Genomic DNA, 20731 nt, shown 5'->3' on the forward strand with positions numbered 1-20731 from the left:
AACTGGCATTGTAAGGGGGGCTAAATTATATATTTTATTGGCTATTATTTCTATTGGAGACAGGCAGGCTTATATAATCATAGCTCCATTTCAGACATAAGACTTCTCATAGCATGAATCGTTTTATCTATTAACTCATTGAGTTCTACGTCCATCATCTGGGCACCCCGGTTAATCACCTCTCTGCTGCAGCCGGCAGCAAAATTGGCATTCTTATATTTTTTCATAACAGATTTTACTTCCAGATCCGATACACTTTTTGAGGGTCTCATAAGAGCTACGGCACCAATAAGACCGGTAAGCTCGTCCACGGCATATAATACCTTCTCCATATAACGCTCTGGTTCAACATCTACAGTAAGCATATAACCATGACTGGCAGCTGCATGAATTATGCTGTCGTCAATATCCAGTTTCTTCATGATCTCCTGAAGCTTGATGCAATGTTCTTCAGGATAAAGTTCAAAGTCTAAATCATGTAACATTCCTACGGTTTTCCAATAGGCCATATTTTCAGGATCGTATTCCTTTGCAAAATACTCCATTACTCCGGCTACGATTCTACCGTGTTTCAGGTGAAAGTCATCCTTGTTGTAATCCTTTAAGATCTCATAAGCCTGGTCCGGCGTCGGTATATAACTCATAGGTGCTCCTTTCAATATGCAGTCCTTATAATAAAATAGAACGGAATATAAATGATATTGGTGTAATCGGGGTGATTTGATACGGTTATATATATCCTATTATTTAAATATGAATATAGCACTTCTGACTTTTGTTGTCAAATCCCATAGAGTGATTAATTCTTGAATGAAGAAATTAAATTGCGAATATGATAGCATAAGAAGCAGTTGAATTGATTGAGGTTCATATTAATGTGTGAAGCTGTCATAAATACAGCCATTGGCTCGTTGAGAAAAGACCCGCACCAAAGAGGAGAGCTTCTGGACGAAGATCTCTATGGAAGACCTGTGACTATTTTAGAGGAAAAAGAGAATGGCTGGAGTTATATAAGAACGCAGTATGGTTATCATGGATACGTGAACAACAGAGAACTGATAAGGGACCATTGCCTGGTGTCCAGGTGGAAAAAGGAATTTAAAAAGGTAGTAATACATCCCTTTGCGGATATTTTGGCTGCGCCTAATGTTAGGGGAGCACTGATTATAACAGTGTGTAAAGGAGCACTTTTGGCTGTACTTGATTCGCCTGACCCTCAGGGCTATGTAAAAGTAGGGTTATGTAACGGGGACTCGGGTTTTATCAAAGAAGCTTTTCTAGGTGATTATCTAACAGATTTTAAGGTAGAAAAAGAAGATAATTTGCGTTATGATATAGTTCAGACTGCAATAACATATCTGGGCTGCCAGTACAGGTGGGGAGGCAAGTCGCCTCTGGGAGTAGATTGCTCCGGCTTAACCTTTATGGCTTATCAATTAAATGGAGTTACCATTTACCGGGATGCATCCATTGAACCAGGTTATCCGGTAAGAGCTATTTCGCCGGAAAATAAAAAACCTGCTGATTTGTTGTATTTTTCAGGTCATGTTGCTATTTATCTGGGGGATGAACGGTATATACATTCTACTGCAAGGAATGGCAGTGATGGAGTGGTAATTAACAGCTTAAATCCAAAGGATATTTTATACCGTGAGGATCTTGCACAACGGTTAAAGGAAGTGGGAAGTATCTTTCCTTAGAAAATAGGTAAGTTAAAGAGGCATTGAACGCTGATTTTTTCGATGGTAAGGCAACCATCCATATAATATATATGGAATTAATTATATAGCTTTAAAGTTACTTCTATTTAAATAGCAGAAAGGCTTGGTTATTATTTATGAAAATAATTGATATGCATTGTGATACCATTTCTGAGTTGTTTGCCAGAATGGCAGAAGGAAGAAAGGATACGCTGGCGAAAAGTGAGTTACATATAGATCTTGAAAAGATGAAAAAGGGTGATTATCTCCTTCAGAATTTTGCCATGTTCGTTAATCTTTCGGAAAGAGAAGATGCTCTAAGCTACTGTCTGGAGCTTATTGATTTATATTACAGGCAGCTGCAGGTAAATCAAGACTGTATAGCACCGGTTTTCCGATACGAAGATATTGAGCGAAACAGAAGTGAGGGAAAGCTGTCTGCTTTACTGACCATAGAAGAAGGCGGAGTTACGAAAGGAAACCTGGCACATTTGCGCAATTATTACAGACTTGGCGTGAGAATGCTTACACTGACCTGGAATCATATGAATGGAATCGGCTATCCAAATGTAACTATGAGAGGACAGGAAACAGACTGGTATACTCCAAATACCACTGAGGGTCTGACGGAGTTTGGACTTGAATTTATACATGAAATGGAGAATATCGGGATGATAATCGATGTATCCCATTTATCCGACGCTGGTTTCTATCAGGTGTTAAGACATACTACGAAGCCTTTTGTGGCAAGTCATTCCAATGCCCGCAGTATTTGTCCTCATGTCAGAAATCTTTCGGATGATATGATAAAAAAACTGGCTTTAAGGGGAGGGGTCACAGGGATGAATTTCTATCCTTTCTTTTTAGGAGAGGATGAAAGTGCAGGCACTGTTTCCGCAATCGTAAAGCATATCCTGCATATCCGAAATGTAGGTGGATACGAGTGTATCGGTCTTGGCTCAGATTTTGATGGGATACCGGGACATGATGAATTGATTGATTGTTCCTTTCTGCCCTTGTTGGCTGATAGCCTTAAAAAAGCAGGATTAAGCAACAAGGAGATAGAGTCTGTATTCTATAAAAATGTATTACGAGTGTATAAGGAGTTGTTATAATAGAGGCACAAAATGAAAGGGGTCCCGTAAAATTCTGATATGTTACGGGGTTCCTTTTTTGTACCCTTTATTTACAGATGACTTAGCATAAGGTAAAATATAGAAATACTGGAAAGAGATGCGGATAAACTAATTTTCCTTGTGTAATTTGCGAGTAATGCATCATGTGTAATTTTGGTAGGTTACGATCCTTAGAGAGCGGGACGCTTAATCTGGTACAGAAAAATTTATTAACATAGCAAATGAATGTGATTTGAAAGGGGAATTCTATGGAGATATTACTGTTCCTGGCTTTGGCAACTGCCATTATGCTTGCCACTCAAAACATACAGAAGAGACGGATGTACCGGTACCGTGAAAGCTCTTTTGGGAAAGAGAAAGGAACCGATAACTGGAGACAGGAAGAGGAATCAATCGCCTGTTATCACCGCACAGAATTAAAAGCTGGAGGCATAGATGACATAACCTGGAATGATCTGGAGCTGGATTGCATTTATAACGATATGAATATAACCCAGTCTAATTGTGGAGCGGAGTATCTCTATGCAATGCTTCGAAAACCTGTGGCGGAGGAGATGCTCCTGGCAAAGAGGCATCAGATGTCAGAAAAAATCAAAGAGGACAGAGAATTTCGCTTAAATCTTCAAAGGGTATTTTTTCGTTTAGGTAAGGTATATGGCGCATCTGCTTATGAAATGCTTCTTCATTGTACGACAGCCCTGCATATTCCGGCACTTTTTCATGTGGGTATTTTTGCATTTACAATGCTGGCAATCCTAACTCTATTTATAAATCCCTGGGTTGGAGGGTGTCTGAGTGTGCTGGCTTTGTTTGTGTCGCTATATACTTATTATAAAGCTTTATTCAGAATACCGGATTCTGGCAAGTGGTATCTTAAGAATTTCTCAAAGATGCTAAAGGCAGCTGACAGAATCGTAAAGATAAATTCACCGGAGCTTAAGCCTTACCAGCTTGAGCTGCTGGATATACTTAAGTGCTTTCGCGGCGTCAGGCTGCAATCAGTATTTCTGGTCTCGGGAACAGGAATCGTAGCCGATGTATATGAACTGGTACTTGATTATATCTGTATACTGACTCATGCTGATGTTCTGGCTACGGGAAGCATCACCACCAAAGTCAGAAAGAATTTTCCCAAAGCAAGAAGGCTGTTTGAAATCTTAGGTTTTCTGGATGCAATGACAGCAGTTGCTAATTATAAGCTGCTGCTTCCCTTTTATTCGATACCGGAATTAAAGAAGGAAGGGAGTAAAGATTCTGAAGGACTTATAGCAGAAGAATTATATCATCCGGGAGTCCGGGAGCCTGTCCCTAACTCCATAAGAGTAACAAAGGGAATCGTTCTGACAGGCAGTAATGCTTCCGGTAAATCCACTTTTCTAAAGGCAGTGGCTCTAAACGGAATTTTTTCACAGACCCTGTACTTGTCCACTTCCCGCAGATACCAGGGATATTTCTGCCAGGTTTATACATCAATGACTTTAAGGGATAGTATTGAAAATAGGGACAGCTATTTTCTTGCAGAGATTAAATCATTAAAAAGGATTCTGGAGGCTTCCAGGAAAGAAAGAGTACTCTGCTGTATTGATGAAGTCTTTCGGGGAACCAATACACCGGAGAGAATTGCAGCATCCACTGAGATATTACAAAGTCTTGGTGAAGGGAAGGCGATTTGTTTGGCAGCTACCCATGACATTGACCTTGCAAGACTGTTAGAGGGCGTATATGATAATTATTATTTCACGGAGCAGGTCTTAGCGGATGAGATATCATTTGATTACAAACTAATGAAAGGAATCTCCTATACAGGTAATGCACTTAAGCTGTTAAAGGCTTATGGATATCCTGAGAATATTGTGGAAAGAGCAGCAAGAAGACTGGCGGAATATGAGGCAAGCGGTGAGTGGGAACAGACCGCCCAGGGTTGGTTTTTACAGGAAGGCGAAGAGGTTTATGCATCTAAAAATTAAGAGGGTATTATGAGCAGTTGGTGGCTAAAGTGAATGATGAAAAGAAGTCTCACAAATTAATAAATAACATGACTAAGATAGAGTACAGTAATAAAAGCAGTGCTATGGGGCATAAGGTTGGGGGGACTGAATTCATCTATTCGCATTAAATGACAGGATTAAGCAGAAATGCAGGGAAATAAAATAAAAAAAGTAAAAAATATCCATTAATTTTGTTGATTATATAGAAAAATATGTTAAAATTAAATAGTAACTGTAAAAAATAAACAATAAGGAGGTTATTATGAGAGCTTTAAAGAAGGTAGGCGTTATTTTATTAGTACTGGTGCTGTTAACCGGTATGGGGGGGTATAAGCCTAACATTTTAAAGGCTGCAAGCAGGTTAGAAACAATTACTGCGCTAGAACTGACAAAGGATATGAAATTGGGTTGGAATTTAGGAAATTCACTTGATTGTACGAATATTACAGTCAATAACCCGACTGTAACCGATTACGAAACGGCATGGGGAAATCCGGTTACGACGAAAGCAATGGTAGATCAGGTTAAAAAAGCAGGTTTTAACACGATACGTATTCCCGTAACCTGGGATACGAAGTTTGGTCCGGCACCGAATTATACAATTAATTCTGCCTGGATGGACAGAGTGCAGGAAGTTGTTAATTACGGTATTGACAATGGTATGTATGTAATTATCAATCTTCATCATGAAACTAATTGGATGATACCAAATGCAGCAAACCAAAGTACAAATACTGCAATTCTGCAAAAGGTCTGGACCCAGATTGCCACACGTTTCAAGAATTATGATGAGCATTTAATTTTTGAGACAATGAACGAACCAAGAGTGGTTGGGGATCCAACAGAATGGTCCGGTGGTACTTCTCAGGCTCGTGCTATCGTAAATGCATATAATTTAGCAGCAGTTAATGCCATACGTATGACCGGAGGAAATAATACATATCGATTTATAATGGTGCCGACCTATGCAGCTTCTTCCGTTACTGCGGCAGTAGATGATCTGGTAATACCCAATAATGATAAAAACTGTATTGTATCACTGCATATGTACTCACCTTATTTTTTTGCTATGGATATTAATGGAACCTCTTCCTGGGGAAGTGATAGTGACAAAGCATCTTTAGACAGTGAGTTAAATGCGGTATATAACAAGTTCATTAGCAAAGGAATTGCTGTTGTTATTGGTGAATGTGGTTCCATTAACAAAAGCAATGAAAGCTCAAGAATTGCATTGGCTGAATATTTTGCTAAAGCAGCAAAAAGCAGGAAAATACCACTTATATGGTGGGATAATAACTATTCTGTGCCCAATCAAAGTGAAACCTTTGGTATATTTAACAGAAGTACTCTTACATGGGTATTTCCGTCTATAGTAACCGCACTTGTAAAAGGGGCAGGAGATTCGGTAACACCAACTCCTACACCGACACCAGGTACAGGGACAATGGCATTAAGTACTGAAGTTAATTCTTGGAATTCAGGTTATATCATGAATTTCACTATTACTAATTCCTCCAGTACAGCCATCAATGGTTGGAGCCTGACCGTGAACAAAGCAGATTTTAACATAAGCAGTATCTGGAATGCACAGCAGGCGGTGTCCGGTGATAAGATTATTATTACTCCGATGTCCTACAATAATACCATTAGCGCAGGAGGAACAGTAAGTTTTAGTTTACAGGGCTCAGGAACAGCAGTTACTAATTTTTCATATACACTCAAATAATTGAGCTGTGGTTATGAATGGGATAGATTTTATAGATTGTGTTTGAAGGATACATTGCATTGCTGGAGAGCAAGGAGTACGATGTAAACTAACGAAAAGAGAAGCAAATGTCAAACCCTGTCTCGGTCGTGTTGAACGTTGACAGACATAATCCAAGTAAGAGAGGAACTAAACGGGAGTTTGGTTCCTTTTTTTGTAATGGAGTTTAGGTTTTATTGTATAAAAAGCCCTGAAGGATTTGAAACTCCAGAAAACAAGAATGAGTGCATTAACGTGACAGTACGTCAGCACCAGAGTCAGATATGAAAGGTGCATTTGAATTGTTTTTCAAGTTGCTTGATGAATTTTTAGGGATATAAACTAATAATTAATATAAGCTTGGTATTGTTAGTTAGGAATGTAAAGCTAAAAATTTACATTTTGCAGTTGATTTATGGAAGCATTATGGTATACTATTTTAAATACATTGACGGAGACAGTAAGTTTATTTTGAAATTAACAGTGAATCGGAGATAGTGTGAACCCGATATAAGTAGAAATATACAGAACATCCCTCCTGAGTATCATATCGAAAGGAAACGAGTAGAGTATGACGGTTCCCTGCTGTGAATAAGGGCGCATATGCTTGTATGGCGAAATGGGTGGTAAGAGTCTGAAGTACAGACCGTAACGAGAGTATTGATTCTCGTCCCGATGCGAATAAGATTCGTTTTTGGGACGAGTTTTTTATTTGTCCCAGTGCATGGGAGGTGATCAGGCTATGGGAGTAGCCAATATGATTAATGATGACATTTGAGATATTACAATTATATATTTGGAGAGGAAATGTTATCAATGGAAAAAGAGATAAATGAAAGAAAGATAAAGGAAGAAAAGATAAAGGAAGAAAAGATAAAGGAAGAAAAGAAGTATGTATTAAAAAAGGAACTTCCCATATTGGAATACGATCCTAATCCAATCGCTAAAATTGACCCATTCAAATTGACGCTCAAAACGGATGTTTCAGAATACTGTGTAATAACTTTTTTTGGCGATATAATCGATGAAATGCTACAGTCGAACAGGTTAAAGCAAGTTGCAACATTCTACACCGCTACGGTTAATTTACCTATATATGAAACGAGATGTAATGGGAAGTCCATTGCAATTGTTCAGGGATTCTTAGGTGCTGCAGGCTCTGCTGCTTTATTGGAAGAACTTATTGCAATGGGATTTAAAAAGTTTATAGTTTGTGGTGCTGCCGGAGTCTTACAAAAAGGTATTCAGGTAGGTCATTTAATTGTACCTTATTCAGCAGTTCGAGATGAGGGGGTTTCCTATCATTATGTAGAGCCTGCGAGAGAAATAGAATGCAATGAACATGCAATAAGCACTATTGAGAAAATATTTAACAATGAAAACATCCCTTATATTAAGGCAAAGACATGGACTACTGATGCATTTTACAGAGAAACCGAAGATAAAATTGCACTTCGAGTTTCGGAAGGGTGTGTTTCAGTAGAGATGGAAGCTGCTGCATTTTTTGCGGTATCAAGATTCCGTAACGTAGTCTTAGGACAAATTTTATTTGGCGGTGACGATTTAAGTGGTGTTGAATGGGATTCGCGTCAATGGACTAGCAGAGATGAAATAAAGAGAGGGCTGGTTGAATTATCTTTAAAGACATGCATGGAACTGTAAAGGTTATTTGTATTATAAGCGTAATTGTGGCACAATAAATGCGAATATACAAAGTTAATGATAGATCGATTTATTCTGAAATGATAAAACAGACTAGCTTTGATATGCTTCCCTCTAAGTAGACAAGTGAAATAATAAAAAACTTGTTACTTAGGAGGAAGCATATTTTTATGGGAAGAAAAGCTAAGTTTTCTTTCGAAATAAAGATAAATATTGTTCAAAGATATTTATCAGGTAAGACCTCTGCTAATCATGAAGCGCAGTTATTAGGTATCAGCGGGACACGCATTTTGGAGTGGATTTCTTTATATCAATCTTTGGGAGAAGAAGGTCTTATTACTACTTCCCAGAATACCGCTTATTCTTCGGATACAAAAAAAAATGCTGTACTAGATTATCTAAATGGTAAGGGTTCCTATTCTGAACTCTGCAGAAAATATGGAATTCGTTCATCATCCCAACTACGAAACTGGATTTTGAAGTATAATGGTCATGAGAAGCTGAAAGCTTCCGGAACAGGAGGCCGTATCATGACCAAAGGTAGAAACACCACATTTGATGAGCGAGTGGAAATAGTACAGTATTGTATTGCACATAATCACAATTACAGAGAAACAGCAGAAAAACACCAGATATCCTATCAGCAGGCACGCAATTACACCATTAAATATGAATCAGATGGAGTTGAAGCTTTAAATGATAGTCGTGGAAAAAGGAAATCGAAAGAACAAATGAACGAGTTAGAGAAACTCCGGGCTGAAAACAAGATTTTGAGAGCAGAAAAAGAACGAGCCGAAATGGAGGTATCCTTCTTAAAAAAACTCGAGGAGATAGAAAGGAGGCGGTATTAAGCCTGATTCGCCATGAAAGTATTTACCAGGCAATCAAAGAGGTAAACGAAAAATACGGCTATCCTATACATGCTTTATGTAAGCTTGGTGGTATTTCCCGCTCTGCATACTATAAGTGGATAAACAGGAATATCCCCGCATGCGAAACCGAAAACAGGCGCATAGCAGATATCATTGAACGGATCCATGAGGAATCCCCAGATAAAGGGTATCGAAGAATCCGGGATGACCTGGAACGGTATCATGATATAAAAGTAAATGATAAACGCGTATTGAGAATCTGCCGGAATCGGAATATAAAATCAACAATCAAGTACTCTAGTAATGGATGTACAAGACAAGCAGTAAACCCATACTACATAGCAGAAAATTTACTCAACCGCGAGTTTAAAGCGGATGCACCCAACAGGAAATGGCTTACCGATGTAACTGAATTTCACTATTACATTGGCATCGAAAAGCATAAGGTCTATCTTAGCGCCATATTTGATTTGTATGACCGTCGGATTGTATCGTACATCATTCGTGACAACAACAATAATTCGTTAGTCTTTGATACATTTGATGCTGCGATTGAGACCAACCCAGGTGTTTGCCCACTATTTCATAGTGACAGAGGATTTCAATATACAAACAGGATTTTCCGTTCAAAAGTTGAATCAGCAGGAATGACTCAGAGTATGTCAAGAGTGGCAAAGTGCATTGACAATGGGCCAATGGAAGGGTTTTGGGGAATTATTAAAAGAGAGCGTTATTATGGAAAACGTTTTACGAGTAAGAAAGCAGTTGTTGAAATGATCGAGAAATATATGAAATACTATAACAATAAACGCTTACAAAGAAATCTAGGTGTATTAACTCCGATGGAGAAACATGAGTTATATCTACAGGCAGCATAAAAAACTGCCAGTAAGTTATCCTTTACTGGCAGAAAGATTTATATTTTTTTAATTGTCTACTTGACGGGAAGCAGTTCACTTATGGTAGTCTGTTTTTTTCAGATTTGGATTAAACATATCAAACGAATTACAACTATACCATTTCAACCCTCTTCGTAAATCCTCAGGAGAATAGATGTTTGGCAGCAAGCTCCAGCGCCATATCTTTTGAATTTTGTGGAATTTCATTGAAATATGGCTATTTTTAATTTATTATATGTTCATATCTATTTCAATCAGTAATCAGTAATTCCTTCTTAGTTTTAAAATATGGAAGCAAATTAGAGACAAACATTCATTTATACATTGAAATAATGAAGGCAGAAACAAGCATTAATCTATGAATGAGACGGATACAAGCTGAAACAGAATTTATTGTGACCACTATTAATCTGACAAATTTAGTTTGGTAATCAATCGTTAATATAAAAATAACAAGAAGGTATACTAGAATGAAAATTACAATAGACACCATTGGAAAAGAGCAGGAAGAAGAGATAATTATTCGGTGCCATGAAGTAACGGACGAGATTGTAAACTGCATAAATAGCTTTAAAAAGCAGGATAAAGAATTGATAGGATACATAGAAAATGATATCCATCGCCTATACTTTGGCGATGTGTATTATTTTGAAGCGGTTGAGAATAAGGTTTTTATCTATTGCCAGAATGGGGTCTATGAATCGAAGCAAAAGCTATATGAGCTTGAGCAAATGTATGAGAATCGCCGTTTTTTCCGTTGTTCTAAATCGACTATTTTGAATATTGAGAAAATCACCTTGGTTCGGCCATCAATCAGTGGCAGATTTGAAGCAATTCTTGACAATAAAGAAAAAGTGATTATATCAAGACAATATGTACCACAGTTAAAAAATAAGATTGGGCTAGGAGGCTGATAAAATGAATAAATCAAATTTATTTAGTAAAATGCTCCGTAATTATTTTATCATTTTTTCAGTTATTATATTATTAACAGCATTTCTTAATCCAACGCAAGCCCTTACCTTCAGAATAATTATCCTGGCAGCCTTATTTGCCCTTGCAGGGAATCTTACTAATCTGGTATATTATTCAAAAAAAGAGTTATCTCAAAAAAGTAGATATATTCGAAAGGTAATACATTTTCTTCTGCTGGAAGTTGTCATCGTTACCTTAGGTAATATAATAGGACAGGTATCTGGCGTGATGCAAAGCACCATATTAGCGCTCGAGGTTTTATTAATTCGTGTACTAGTCGTATTAATTATCTGGTTGATTGATCGCAAAACAGCGAATGATATCAATAAACAATTGGAAAACATGAGAACCAAAAGAAATGAATAGCGTAATATACTTTCGCGGTAAGTTTTTCAACTTACCGCTATTTTTATACAGCTTATCAGTACATAGTATCAACCTGGCTCGGCCTATATTTACTTTCAGTTTTTGCTATGGTACTGTATAAATATTAAAACAGATTAGTTGAGGAGATTATTATGATAGGTTTGATATTTCTGTTAATTGTAGTGTTTGAAATTTCATTTACGAGTTATTGTCTATTTACAAAATCCATAAACATCAAATTAAAAAGTTATACACGCCTTTTTACTTTTATAATTTTTCTGATTCTTAGTATACTGCAAGTGATTGAGTGGAGTATGCGTTGGTATCTACTAGGTGCTTTATTATTATTTCTAGCTGTAAAGAGTATCTATGCATTAACTTCAACGAAGATAAATGTAAAGCAAATTCCTCCGCGTAAGATGATTCTAAAAGCTATCACAAGGAGCTTGCTTTTTGCCGTTGTACTAATACCGGCTTTTCTGTTTCCGCAACATAAGCCTTTGCAGCCTACTGGACCATTCCAAGTTGCCACAGCCAAATTCACTTTTACAAGCGATACCATTACAGATTATTTTACTGGTGGTAAAAGGCAGGTGAATGTCGGTTTCTGGTATCCTAAGGATATCGATGAAAAATCTCCTTTGCTAATATTCTCTCATGGTGCGTTTGGGATAAAAAATAGCAATTTTTCTGCTTTTGAGGAGCTAGCCAGCCATGGCTATGTGGTTTGCTCAATTGATCATCCTGGGCACTCTTTTTATACGGTGTCATCAGATGGTAAAAGAACAATTGTTGATAAGGCATATATGAGTGAAGTTATAAACTCCAATAGGAAGGCTTACTATACCAATGCTGAAAAAAACGAATTAATAAAGAAATGGATGAACATACGTACAGAGGATATTAATCTGACGATTGATAGTATACTGAAGAATGCAAAGGAAGCAAATACGTCTAATAATACACAATTCCAGAATGATGATACCAGGAAACTTTATCATAGTATAGATTGCGATAAAATAGGTGTGTTTGGACATTCCATGGGTGCAGCTGCAAGTGTGCAGATGGGAAGAACGCGTAACGATGTAAGCGCTGTAATAAATATAGATGGGCCATATTTTAGTGAGATGACCTATGATGCTAATCTGGATGAATTTATTGCCACCAGGGAACAGTATAACACACCAATTCTTAATATTTACTCAGACCAGGTATGGGTACAGTTAAAGGATGGTACTGATACGGGTGTCTATGCAGGCAATAAAATATCCAATCAAATATGCAAGGAAAGTTATGATGTATATCTGAAGGGCACGAAACATTTAACCCTGACAGATTTATCTTTAAGCTCCCCTTTTCTAGCTACCGTACTAAACGGAGAAGTTGCTAAGGTTGATGCAAGAAAGTCTATTGAGCTTGAAAATAGAATTATATTAGAGTTTTTTAATGCTACATTAAAAAAAGAAGGAAAGTTTACGGCAGAGGGGATATATGAGTAGTAGTTTTCAATCCTTTATAGCGACAAACATCCAGAACTGATAATTCTCTGACATAATTTTCAGAGCTTTGATAACAAAAGAGTTTAAAATGATATTTCTTTCTTGTGTCATACTGGAATTAAGAAATTGTCTAATAAGAAAAGTCATCATATTTCCTAGATGGATGATATGATTTAACTTTGTTGTAGCTGATATAACTGAAATACCAGAAAAATAAAATCAATTACGAATAAGGAATAGAGGTTATTATACTGTTAAATCTTACAGATGAGGAATATGAAGAGTTATTATTTTTAGATTTTGGAATCAAATTGAGTAAGTAATTCTTAATATATATTAAATAATATTCAAAGATATTGTAGTAAACGCTACAATATCTTTTTTTATTGCTGTCCTATCAGCATGACGGGGTATACTCTCGCCATATAAGGTGGTGATGCGCAACACCACCTTATACTTATGTAAGGAGATGAGTCAATGAAATAATTACATGTATATATAATAAGTGAAACAGTAAAAGTAGTAATATTATAATATTAAAGACAGGCAACAAAACCTTAAACCTCTAATATACATATTGTAACAGCTTAATTTCAAGGAGACATGAAATGAAGAAAAAGGGATTAGCAGCACTGGCTGTATTTGTATTTACAGCAGTGCTTTTATCCGGTTGCGGCAAAAGTAATGGGAATCTGATAAAGGTTCAGTTAAATGAAGTAGCACATTCTATTTTTTATGCACCTCAATATGTAGCAATAGAACAGGGATATTTTAAAGACGAAGGCCTTGATGTGGCATTGGTAAACGGACTTGGTGCAGATAAGACAATGACTGCGGTTCTTTCAGGAGATGCAGATATCGGATTTATGGGGCCGGAGGCAACCGTTTATGTGTACAACGAGGGAAAAGATGATTATGTCGTAAACTTTGCGCAGCTGACACAACGAGCAGGTAATTTTCTGGTGACAAAGGATAAGAATGAGACTTTTACCTGGGATAATGTGAGAGGAAAGACAGTAGTCGGCGGTCGCGCCGGGGGACGCCAAGGTATAATGTAAACTTTGAGTCTATTGTATTGGTATGTAATTGGGTTAATAAGATTACGAGCAATAATTACTATCATTATTTATAACCTAATAGAATGTTTATCCAGAAATTTGTGCAGACATATCGTCTATATAATTAAGGAGTGAATGTTAGTTGAAAATAAATATAGAGTTAATAAGATATTGGGTATAAACTCAATATCTTATTTTATTGTCATTTTAGCTGAACGACAGGGAGTATACACCTTATTAATGATCTAACAATAAAAGATTGAATATAAAATTTAGTAAAGTTGATTAATACTCATTATTAGTAACAAAAGTAGCCAGTGGACAGTAATGTCTATTTACTATACTATTATTAATGTCTAAAATAGTGATATATAGTTGAATTACAATAAATTTTAACTGATACATTGTTTTCTTCTATTAAAAGTATTTTATTTATAGTTAAAATAAATATTGAAAATAATAACATAAAATGTTATTATATGTATATTAAGGAATTGATTCTTTATATTATAGAATATTTGCGCAAAATATCTAAAAAAAACAATTAAATAGTAAAAAGGAGAATGAATTTATATGAAAAAATTTTATAAATTTACTGCATTATTATTAATAGTAGCAATATTTTGTGTTAGCTTACAAAATAATGCATATGCTAAAACTAATAATTATGTTAGATCAACTATCGGAAACGAAAAGTTGCAGAGATATAGTCCTGAGAGACCAACAATGACAATATATAATGATGAGCAAATTGCTAAAAATGAAGTATATGTTGATGGTAAGAAAGTAAATATATCCATGGATGCTAATAATACTTTGGCATTAACTGTTAATGATAAAGATTTTAATGCTGTAATGGAAATTTATGCAGATGGTGCTGCTGGCTTAATTGTAGATAACGGTAAAGAGCAACATGATTATGTACTACAGATAAACGAACTAATAACAGATACAGGTAAAGTTGATATAAATGTATTTGAAGATAATACAATGGTCGAATCATATAGCAGTTTAAGTGATGTTAGAAGTTATACATATACGGGACAAATACCAATTTTTGCAGGATGGGCTATTGCAGAAATTATTGGTTTTTGTATTTCTGCTCTTATAGTTGCAGGAGTTATCACAACTATACAAAGTGTTGCTACACAATATGGTTATGATTGGTATGATGGAAAAGAGGCATATAAAGTAATTGCTGCCGAGCCAGAACTAAAAAAATATTATTATCCAGCTTTGATTACAAATACTGTAACTAAGAAAGTAGCAATGGGAGTAACTAAAAATTATACATATATTGCTGTCTATGCTGGTATGGACCTTAACAGTGCATCTGCCTTAGCAACTGTAGACAAGCCGATTGATGTGTATACTTATTCGGCTAGTAATGCAGCTAAAGTCATTACAAATGCTGGATTTAAAACAGAAAAAGTAGATATTGAAAAGCACACTTCCTCTGGACTTCAATTTCCTCATTTTCATAAAGCAGGACATAGTGCAGGACTATCTGATTTTCATTCATTATGTGGGACACCTACCCTTTATAATTAAAGTTTATGAATAGAAAGCGGATAATATTCATTGCTATTACATTACTAATAGTAATAACATTAGCATTAATAGTGGTTAGACTAAATTTTATAACACAAACAGATAAAGATATAACTATTGGAATGATAGATGGATCCGTTAGCAAGAATTATGATAATGTAATAATGAATACTAATAATAAGTCAGATTACATTAGTCATGGTGATCATATGATAGATTTTGCTAATATTTGCAACTCAAAAAATAAGATATATTATTTTGACGCATCAATAAATGGGGAAATATCAACTGAAAGTATCATTGAAGGGTTAGAATGGATGATAGAGAATTCAGTATCTAAGGTTAATCTTAGTCTGAGCAGTAAAATCTATAGCGAACAATTAAATCAATGGATTAATGACCATAAAGATGATATTGAGATATATGCAAGTTATAATAATAACATAAACTCTTATGATTATCCAGCGATGTATAGTAATGTAGTTGCGTCTGGTAAAAAAAGCACAATTAAATTCAAAGATATTGATTATAGTTATGCAAGTAGTAATATTATTTATATTGGTACTGGAGTAAAATTATATGAAGGGAATTCATATCTCTCAGTGCTGACTTTAATAAGAAAGTCTACTAAATAAATTCTATTATGAATTCCCCATGGATAAATTGCATGGGGAATTTTATAGATATATATACTGCACTATGTAAGTTATTCGAATATAAAATATCATATGAGGTGATAAATTGTATTATATAGAGAAATTAAATAATTTAGTATTAACAAAATTCTATGATTTTCTTCTATTAAGATGTGAAAAGATTTCTTTTAAAAGATCTTATCAACGAGGATTTATTGAAAAGTTAGATCCTATGCATCCAAAATATTATGAAATTGGTTACATAGAAAAAAAGAATTTTGATTGTATTCAAGAAAAACTGAAAGAGACTTTATTAAAACAATTTACTAATAATTATGAATTTTTAGATGGATCCGAAGAGGAATTTCAGAAAAATTTTGAAGAAGAGTTAGAGGTATATAATTGGAATATTGATTACAATATGAAAATTAAAGATAGTAAAGATATCTCATTTAAATGTAAAATGAAAGAATATTTAGGAAATGAGATAACACGATGCTCATATGATACAATTGGACCATTTCAAGAGTTGTGTTTTTTTGAAAAGGGCAATTTAGTAAAAGAAGTAATTGGAAATATGAAGCATTTATACGATTGGGAAAAATTTATGATAAATTGCCAACAATTTGAGGATATAGCGTTTTGGAGAAATGATATTGAAGTTATATATCATACACTTGAAGGTCGTCAAGCTGTTTTAAATCTTACAGATGAGGAATATGAAGAGTTATTATTTTTAGATTTTGGAATCAAATTGAGTAAGTAATTCTTAATATATATTAAATAATATTCAAAGATATTGTAGTTAGACTCTACAATATCTTTTTTTATTGCTGTCCTATCGGCACGACGGGGTAAATACTCTCTCCATATAAGGTGGTGTTGCGCAACGCCACCTTATACATATGTAAGGAGATGAGTTAAATAAAATAAAAGGAGAGATATTATTATGTGTGAAATCATTGCAGTTGCAAATCAGAAAGGTGGAGCAGGTAAGACTACCACAACAAAGAATTTAGGACGGGCTTTAACTGAAAATGGAAAGAGGGTATTAGAAGTTGATTTCGATCCCCAGTTTAGTCTTTCGACATCATTGGGTTATACCAATACCGATAGTGAGCAATTTACAATAGGGGATCTCATGGATCGAGCTATCGAAATGAAGGAGTTACCAGGTAAAGAGGAATACATTAAACATACCGAGCATTTTGACATATTATTGAGCAATATAGTTTTATCATCAACCGAATTAAAGCTGGTGGGTATAATGGAGAGAGAATACATACTTAAAAGTATACTTGACGAATTAAGAGAAGATTATGATTATATACTCATTGATTGCAACCCTTCTTTGGGTATGCTGGTTATTAATGCTCTGGCAGCTTGTGATTGTGTAATAATTCCGGTAGATAGTAATTACTTGGCATCGAAAGGTTTAGAATTGTTTCTACGAACCTTCATTAGAATATTAAAAAGAATTAATACAAAATTATATATAAAAGGTATTCTACTTACAAAATTTAATGGACTAACTAACATATCTAAAAAAACATTTAGGAATATAAATGAAGCATATGGATCTGGTATTAATATTTTTGAAACGAAAATTCCTACTTCTGTAAAAGTTGGTGAATCTGATGATGAAGGATTAAGTATCATTGATTTCGCCCCTGAGAACCCTGTAGCAATAGCGTATAAGGAATTAGCCAAGGAGGTCATCAATTATGTCCGACAATAAATTAACCGCATTAGATGCTCTGTTTGGTGAATTAAAAGAGACTAAAAGCGATGATAAAGACAAGGTTATGAAAGCTAATGTTAAATACCTTATACCTTTTAAAAATCATCCGTTTAAGCTTTATACAGGGCGAAAGTTTGATGAAATGGTGCGTAGTATTAAAGAGTTCGGCATACTGCAGCCAATCATAGTAAGAACATTTATAAGTGATTCAGTTCAATTTAAAGATCAGACTATTGAAACAAATAAATATGAAATATTAGCTGGACACAATCGTTGGAATGCAGCAATAGCCGCTGAATTAGATGAAGTACCAATTGTTATTATGGAAGGGCTTTCAGATGAGGAAGCAATGTTAGTTGTTATTGAAACTAATCTTTTACAAAGATCATTTGCAGATTTAAGTTATTCAGAAAGAGCCTTAGTGATAGATGAGCACTACAAGTCATTAAAATCTCAAGGTAGACGGACTGATATTATTAATCAAGTTAAAGAAATACTTGATTCTAAGAATTCTATTGAAGATGAAACTTGTGGACATGATGTCCACAAGTCAAATTCTAGGGATCAAGTAGGAGAAGAATATAATTTAGATGGAAGGACAATAGCCAGATACATAAGAATCAATAAGTTATGTGTTGGGCTTAAGAAGTTTATTGATGAAAAAAGCATTAGTTTTACAGCAGGTGAACAATTATCTTATTTAAGTGAAGAAAATCAACTTTATCTAGTTGATATTCTTAATAATAGTAAACTGAAGGTCAGCCCAGTTAAAGCGGCAGCTCTTAGAAAACTAGAAGAAGCCAATAATCTGGATGAAGACGGAATTAAAAATGTAATGGTAGAAAATGAGAACAAACAAGAAAAAACAGCATTACAGGGAATTAAGGTTAAACCCAACATTGTAAAAAAGTATTTTAAGGAAAATCAATCGGCCAAAGAAGTTGAGAATATTATTGATAAAGCTTTAGAATTTTACTTCTCACATAATAAAGAATAATAACATCTTAGGAAAGACAGGTGAGATATTGAAAAGAAATGAAGTGGATTCTGAAGAAGAGTTAAGGAAATCTTTTAATCGTTGGGAAGACATATATATAAATGGATGTAACGATCCGTTTCATACCGATGGTACTAATCTAAATCTGGTTCGTAATCATATAATATCATTTAAAAGACAACTTGAAGAGAAAAAGCTTTACCCTGAAATATATTATAAAGAAACTCCTCCAGAAGTTGACTATAAGTATATGGCAAAAAAAGAAGAAATAATTGATAGTGCTAATAAAATATTAAATATATATTTGAATAATGAGGATTATCAATACCTTATTTCTAATATTAATCGACTTAATAAAACTCAGTTGAAAGAAATAACACATTTAACCTCTTTAAACTATATTAATGGTTTTAAGAACGCTGTAGAGAATAGAGAATTAGTTTATATGCAGAGGAACCTGAATACAAGTTACATAGAGACTTTGCATTGTGCAAGAGAGCAGGTACAAAATTTATTAGATAATGATGTAGGTACTGATGTAGTTAGCAGTACTAGCCAGGTCATTGGGCAGATTTCTTTATTTGAACTAGATTGTGAAGAAGATGAAGATTACGAAATTGATTAATTACATAAAACAACTTGTGGGCATCATGTCCACAAGTTATAGAAAGGTAGGTGATAATCGTGTTTGAATTATTTATTCCAATAGTTTATCCCTTTGCAAAACATTATCAAGGGAAACTAAGCGTTGTTACTCAGAACTACCAAGATATTAGGATTGCTTTTGCAAGTAATAATAAAAGACGTTTAACTTATGGTAGACCAGTAAGAAGAGGATGCTTAAATCATCAGAGAGTCGTAGATAGAAGAAAAATGAAAGCTAATAAACGACAAAGAAGAAAGCTTTATAAATTCAATGCTATAGATGAAATGTATATTATAGGGTTAGATACAAGTAATTGTAACGATACTATTTTTCAAACATCAAATTCGAAGCAGCATTTTTCAGCTGTTCCATATGATTTTGATACAAAGAAAAATGCTCTTATTGTTTTAAAGAGATGAGGGTAGGCAACTTGTGGACATCATGTCCACAAGTACAGAGAAAGGTCTAAACCAAACTTTTGGATTTACATATCACAAAAATTACAACTATGCCATGACACCCCTTTCCAGTATATACTCTGGATAGGGGCATAGGTGTATGAAAGGAGAAGGATTCTATTATGAAATATCTAAGTGGTAGATATTTCATAATTAATACTTATGGACATCGTACCCACCAAGTTTAGTAATAGCACTTTGAAATAATTTGCCCTGAAAGGAGTAATCTAAGGTTGAAAAGAGAAAATATTCCAATTATAATAGGATTTATATTATGTTTAATTTTGTTATACGGAGGAAAAGAGAGTATGAATAATGGTTATTGGGCACTGGTAGTAGCACTAATATCAGTAGCAGGAACTTTGGTTGCACATCTTATATCATTTCGCAAAGATAGCAATAAAATCGGGTCTGTTAAAGAGGATACATCAAAAATGACACCACAGGTAAATAATATCGATGAAAATACTAAAAAAATTAGAGATCAGGTTATAGAACAAATTATTCCTTCTATAAATCAATTTAAAGATAGCAGAATAGGTATATCTGAATTAGTCGAAGATTTACGTTATCAGAAAAGGTTAAAACAAGAAACATTGCCATATGTAAACAATATGGATACTTTTATTTCAGGAATTAAAAATGTATATGATGTTAATGCGAGACTAGCTTTTGAATTAAAAGAAGAAAGAGAAAAGACACAATTTTTAACATTAGAAAATAATCAGCTAAAAGCGGAATTATATAAATATAAAGAAAAAAGTTTTACCAAATCTAAAGATGAACTCGAAAGATAAATAGAGT

At 34.6% G+C, this 20731-nt stretch carries 19 protein-coding genes and 1 pseudogene; 19 read left to right on the forward strand and 1 reads right to left on the reverse strand.

Annotation, left to right across the window (positions count from 1 at the left end; translation table 11 throughout):
• Positions 1–77: 77 nt before the first annotated feature.
• The gene (locus R2R35_RS18290) at positions 78–644 is read right to left on the reverse strand and encodes a hydrolase (RefSeq protein ID WP_317731272.1); all 567 of its coding nucleotides are present in this window, start codon (positions 642–644) and stop codon (positions 78–80) included.
• A 216-nt stretch (positions 645–860) separates the two neighbouring features.
• Between R2R35_RS18290 and R2R35_RS18295 the strand changes: the two genes are divergently transcribed.
• From R2R35_RS18295 to R2R35_RS18385, 19 genes and pseudogenes are all read left to right on the forward strand, one after another.
• Positions 861–1700 (forward strand): C40 family peptidase, encoded by an 840-nt coding sequence (locus R2R35_RS18295; protein WP_317731273.1) that lies wholly within the window; start codon positions 861–863, stop codon positions 1698–1700.
• A gap of 137 nt (positions 1701–1837) precedes the next feature.
• On the forward strand, positions 1838–2815 hold the full coding sequence (locus R2R35_RS18300; protein WP_317731274.1) for a dipeptidase: 978 nt from the start codon (positions 1838–1840) through the stop codon (positions 2813–2815).
• 269 nt (positions 2816–3084) lie between these two features.
• Positions 3085–4803, forward strand: a complete 1719-nt coding sequence (locus R2R35_RS18305; protein WP_317731275.1) for a MutS-related protein — start codon at positions 3085–3087, stop codon at positions 4801–4803.
• Positions 4804–5086: 283 nt separating this feature from the next.
• A complete protein-coding gene (locus R2R35_RS18310; RefSeq protein ID WP_317731276.1) occupies positions 5087–6550 on the forward strand; it encodes a cellulase family glycosylhydrolase in 1464 nt (487 codons plus the stop codon).
• Positions 6551–7384: 834 nt separating this feature from the next.
• Entirely contained in the window at positions 7385–8230 is an 846-nt protein-coding gene (locus R2R35_RS18315; protein WP_317731277.1) for a nucleoside phosphorylase, read from the forward strand.
• A 170-nt stretch (positions 8231–8400) separates the two neighbouring features.
• Positions 8401–9081, forward strand: coding sequence for a transposase (locus R2R35_RS18320; RefSeq protein WP_317731278.1), 681 nt, complete (start codon positions 8401–8403; stop codon positions 9079–9081).
• A 32-nt stretch (positions 9082–9113) separates the two neighbouring features.
• The gene (locus R2R35_RS18325; RefSeq protein WP_317734817.1) at positions 9114–9980 is read left to right on the forward strand and encodes an IS3 family transposase; all 867 of its coding nucleotides are present in this window, start codon (positions 9114–9116) and stop codon (positions 9978–9980) included.
• A 491-nt stretch (positions 9981–10471) separates the two neighbouring features.
• Complete coding sequence (locus tag R2R35_RS18330; RefSeq protein ID WP_317731279.1) at positions 10472–10915, forward strand: LytTR family DNA-binding domain-containing protein; 444 nt, start codon at positions 10472–10474, stop codon at positions 10913–10915.
• Between the two features lie 4 nt (positions 10916–10919).
• Complete coding sequence (locus R2R35_RS18335; protein WP_317731280.1) at positions 10920–11342, forward strand: DUF3021 family protein; 423 nt, start codon at positions 10920–10922, stop codon at positions 11340–11342.
• Between the two features lie 152 nt (positions 11343–11494).
• Positions 11495–12841 carry an alpha/beta hydrolase family protein gene (locus R2R35_RS18340; protein WP_317731281.1) on the forward strand — a complete coding sequence of 449 codons (1347 nt, stop codon included), beginning with the start codon at positions 11495–11497 and terminating at the stop codon, positions 12839–12841.
• A 608-nt stretch (positions 12842–13449) separates the two neighbouring features.
• Positions 13450–13881 (forward strand): annotated as a pseudogene (locus R2R35_RS18345) (ABC transporter substrate-binding protein); the annotation flags it as partial.
• Positions 13882–14472: 591 nt separating this feature from the next.
• The gene (locus tag R2R35_RS18350) at positions 14473–15450 is read left to right on the forward strand and encodes a hypothetical protein (RefSeq protein ID WP_317731282.1); all 978 of its coding nucleotides are present in this window, start codon (positions 14473–14475) and stop codon (positions 15448–15450) included.
• 5 nt (positions 15451–15455) lie between these two features.
• Positions 15456–16085 carry a hypothetical protein gene (locus R2R35_RS18355; RefSeq protein ID WP_317731283.1) on the forward strand — a complete coding sequence of 210 codons (630 nt, stop codon included), beginning with the start codon at positions 15456–15458 and terminating at the stop codon, positions 16083–16085.
• 106 nt (positions 16086–16191) lie between these two features.
• Positions 16192–16851: a hypothetical protein gene (locus tag R2R35_RS18360; RefSeq protein ID WP_317731284.1), complete on the forward strand. Its 660-nt coding sequence runs from the start codon at positions 16192–16194 to the stop codon at positions 16849–16851.
• A 183-nt stretch (positions 16852–17034) separates the two neighbouring features.
• A complete protein-coding gene (locus R2R35_RS18365) occupies positions 17035–17823 on the forward strand; it encodes a ParA family protein (protein ID WP_317731285.1) in 789 nt (262 codons plus the stop codon).
• Positions 17810–18823: a ParB N-terminal domain-containing protein gene (locus R2R35_RS18370; protein ID WP_317731286.1), complete on the forward strand. Its 1014-nt coding sequence runs from the start codon at positions 17810–17812 to the stop codon at positions 18821–18823. Before R2R35_RS18365 ends, R2R35_RS18370 begins: the two co-directional genes overlap by 14 nt.
• A gap of 28 nt (positions 18824–18851) precedes the next feature.
• Positions 18852–19448, forward strand: coding sequence for a hypothetical protein (locus R2R35_RS18375; RefSeq protein ID WP_317731287.1), 597 nt, complete (start codon positions 18852–18854; stop codon positions 19446–19448).
• Between the two features lie 59 nt (positions 19449–19507).
• Positions 19508–19888: a hypothetical protein gene (locus R2R35_RS18380; protein WP_317731288.1), complete on the forward strand. Its 381-nt coding sequence runs from the start codon at positions 19508–19510 to the stop codon at positions 19886–19888.
• Between the two features lie 272 nt (positions 19889–20160).
• The gene (locus R2R35_RS18385) at positions 20161–20724 is read left to right on the forward strand and encodes a hypothetical protein (RefSeq protein ID WP_317731289.1); all 564 of its coding nucleotides are present in this window, start codon (positions 20161–20163) and stop codon (positions 20722–20724) included.
• Positions 20725–20731: the final 7 nt, after the last annotated feature.

The sequence above is a fragment of the Anaerocolumna sp. AGMB13020 genome (assembly GCF_033100115.1).
Lineage (GTDB): Bacteria > Bacillota > Clostridia > Lachnospirales > Lachnospiraceae > Anaerocolumna.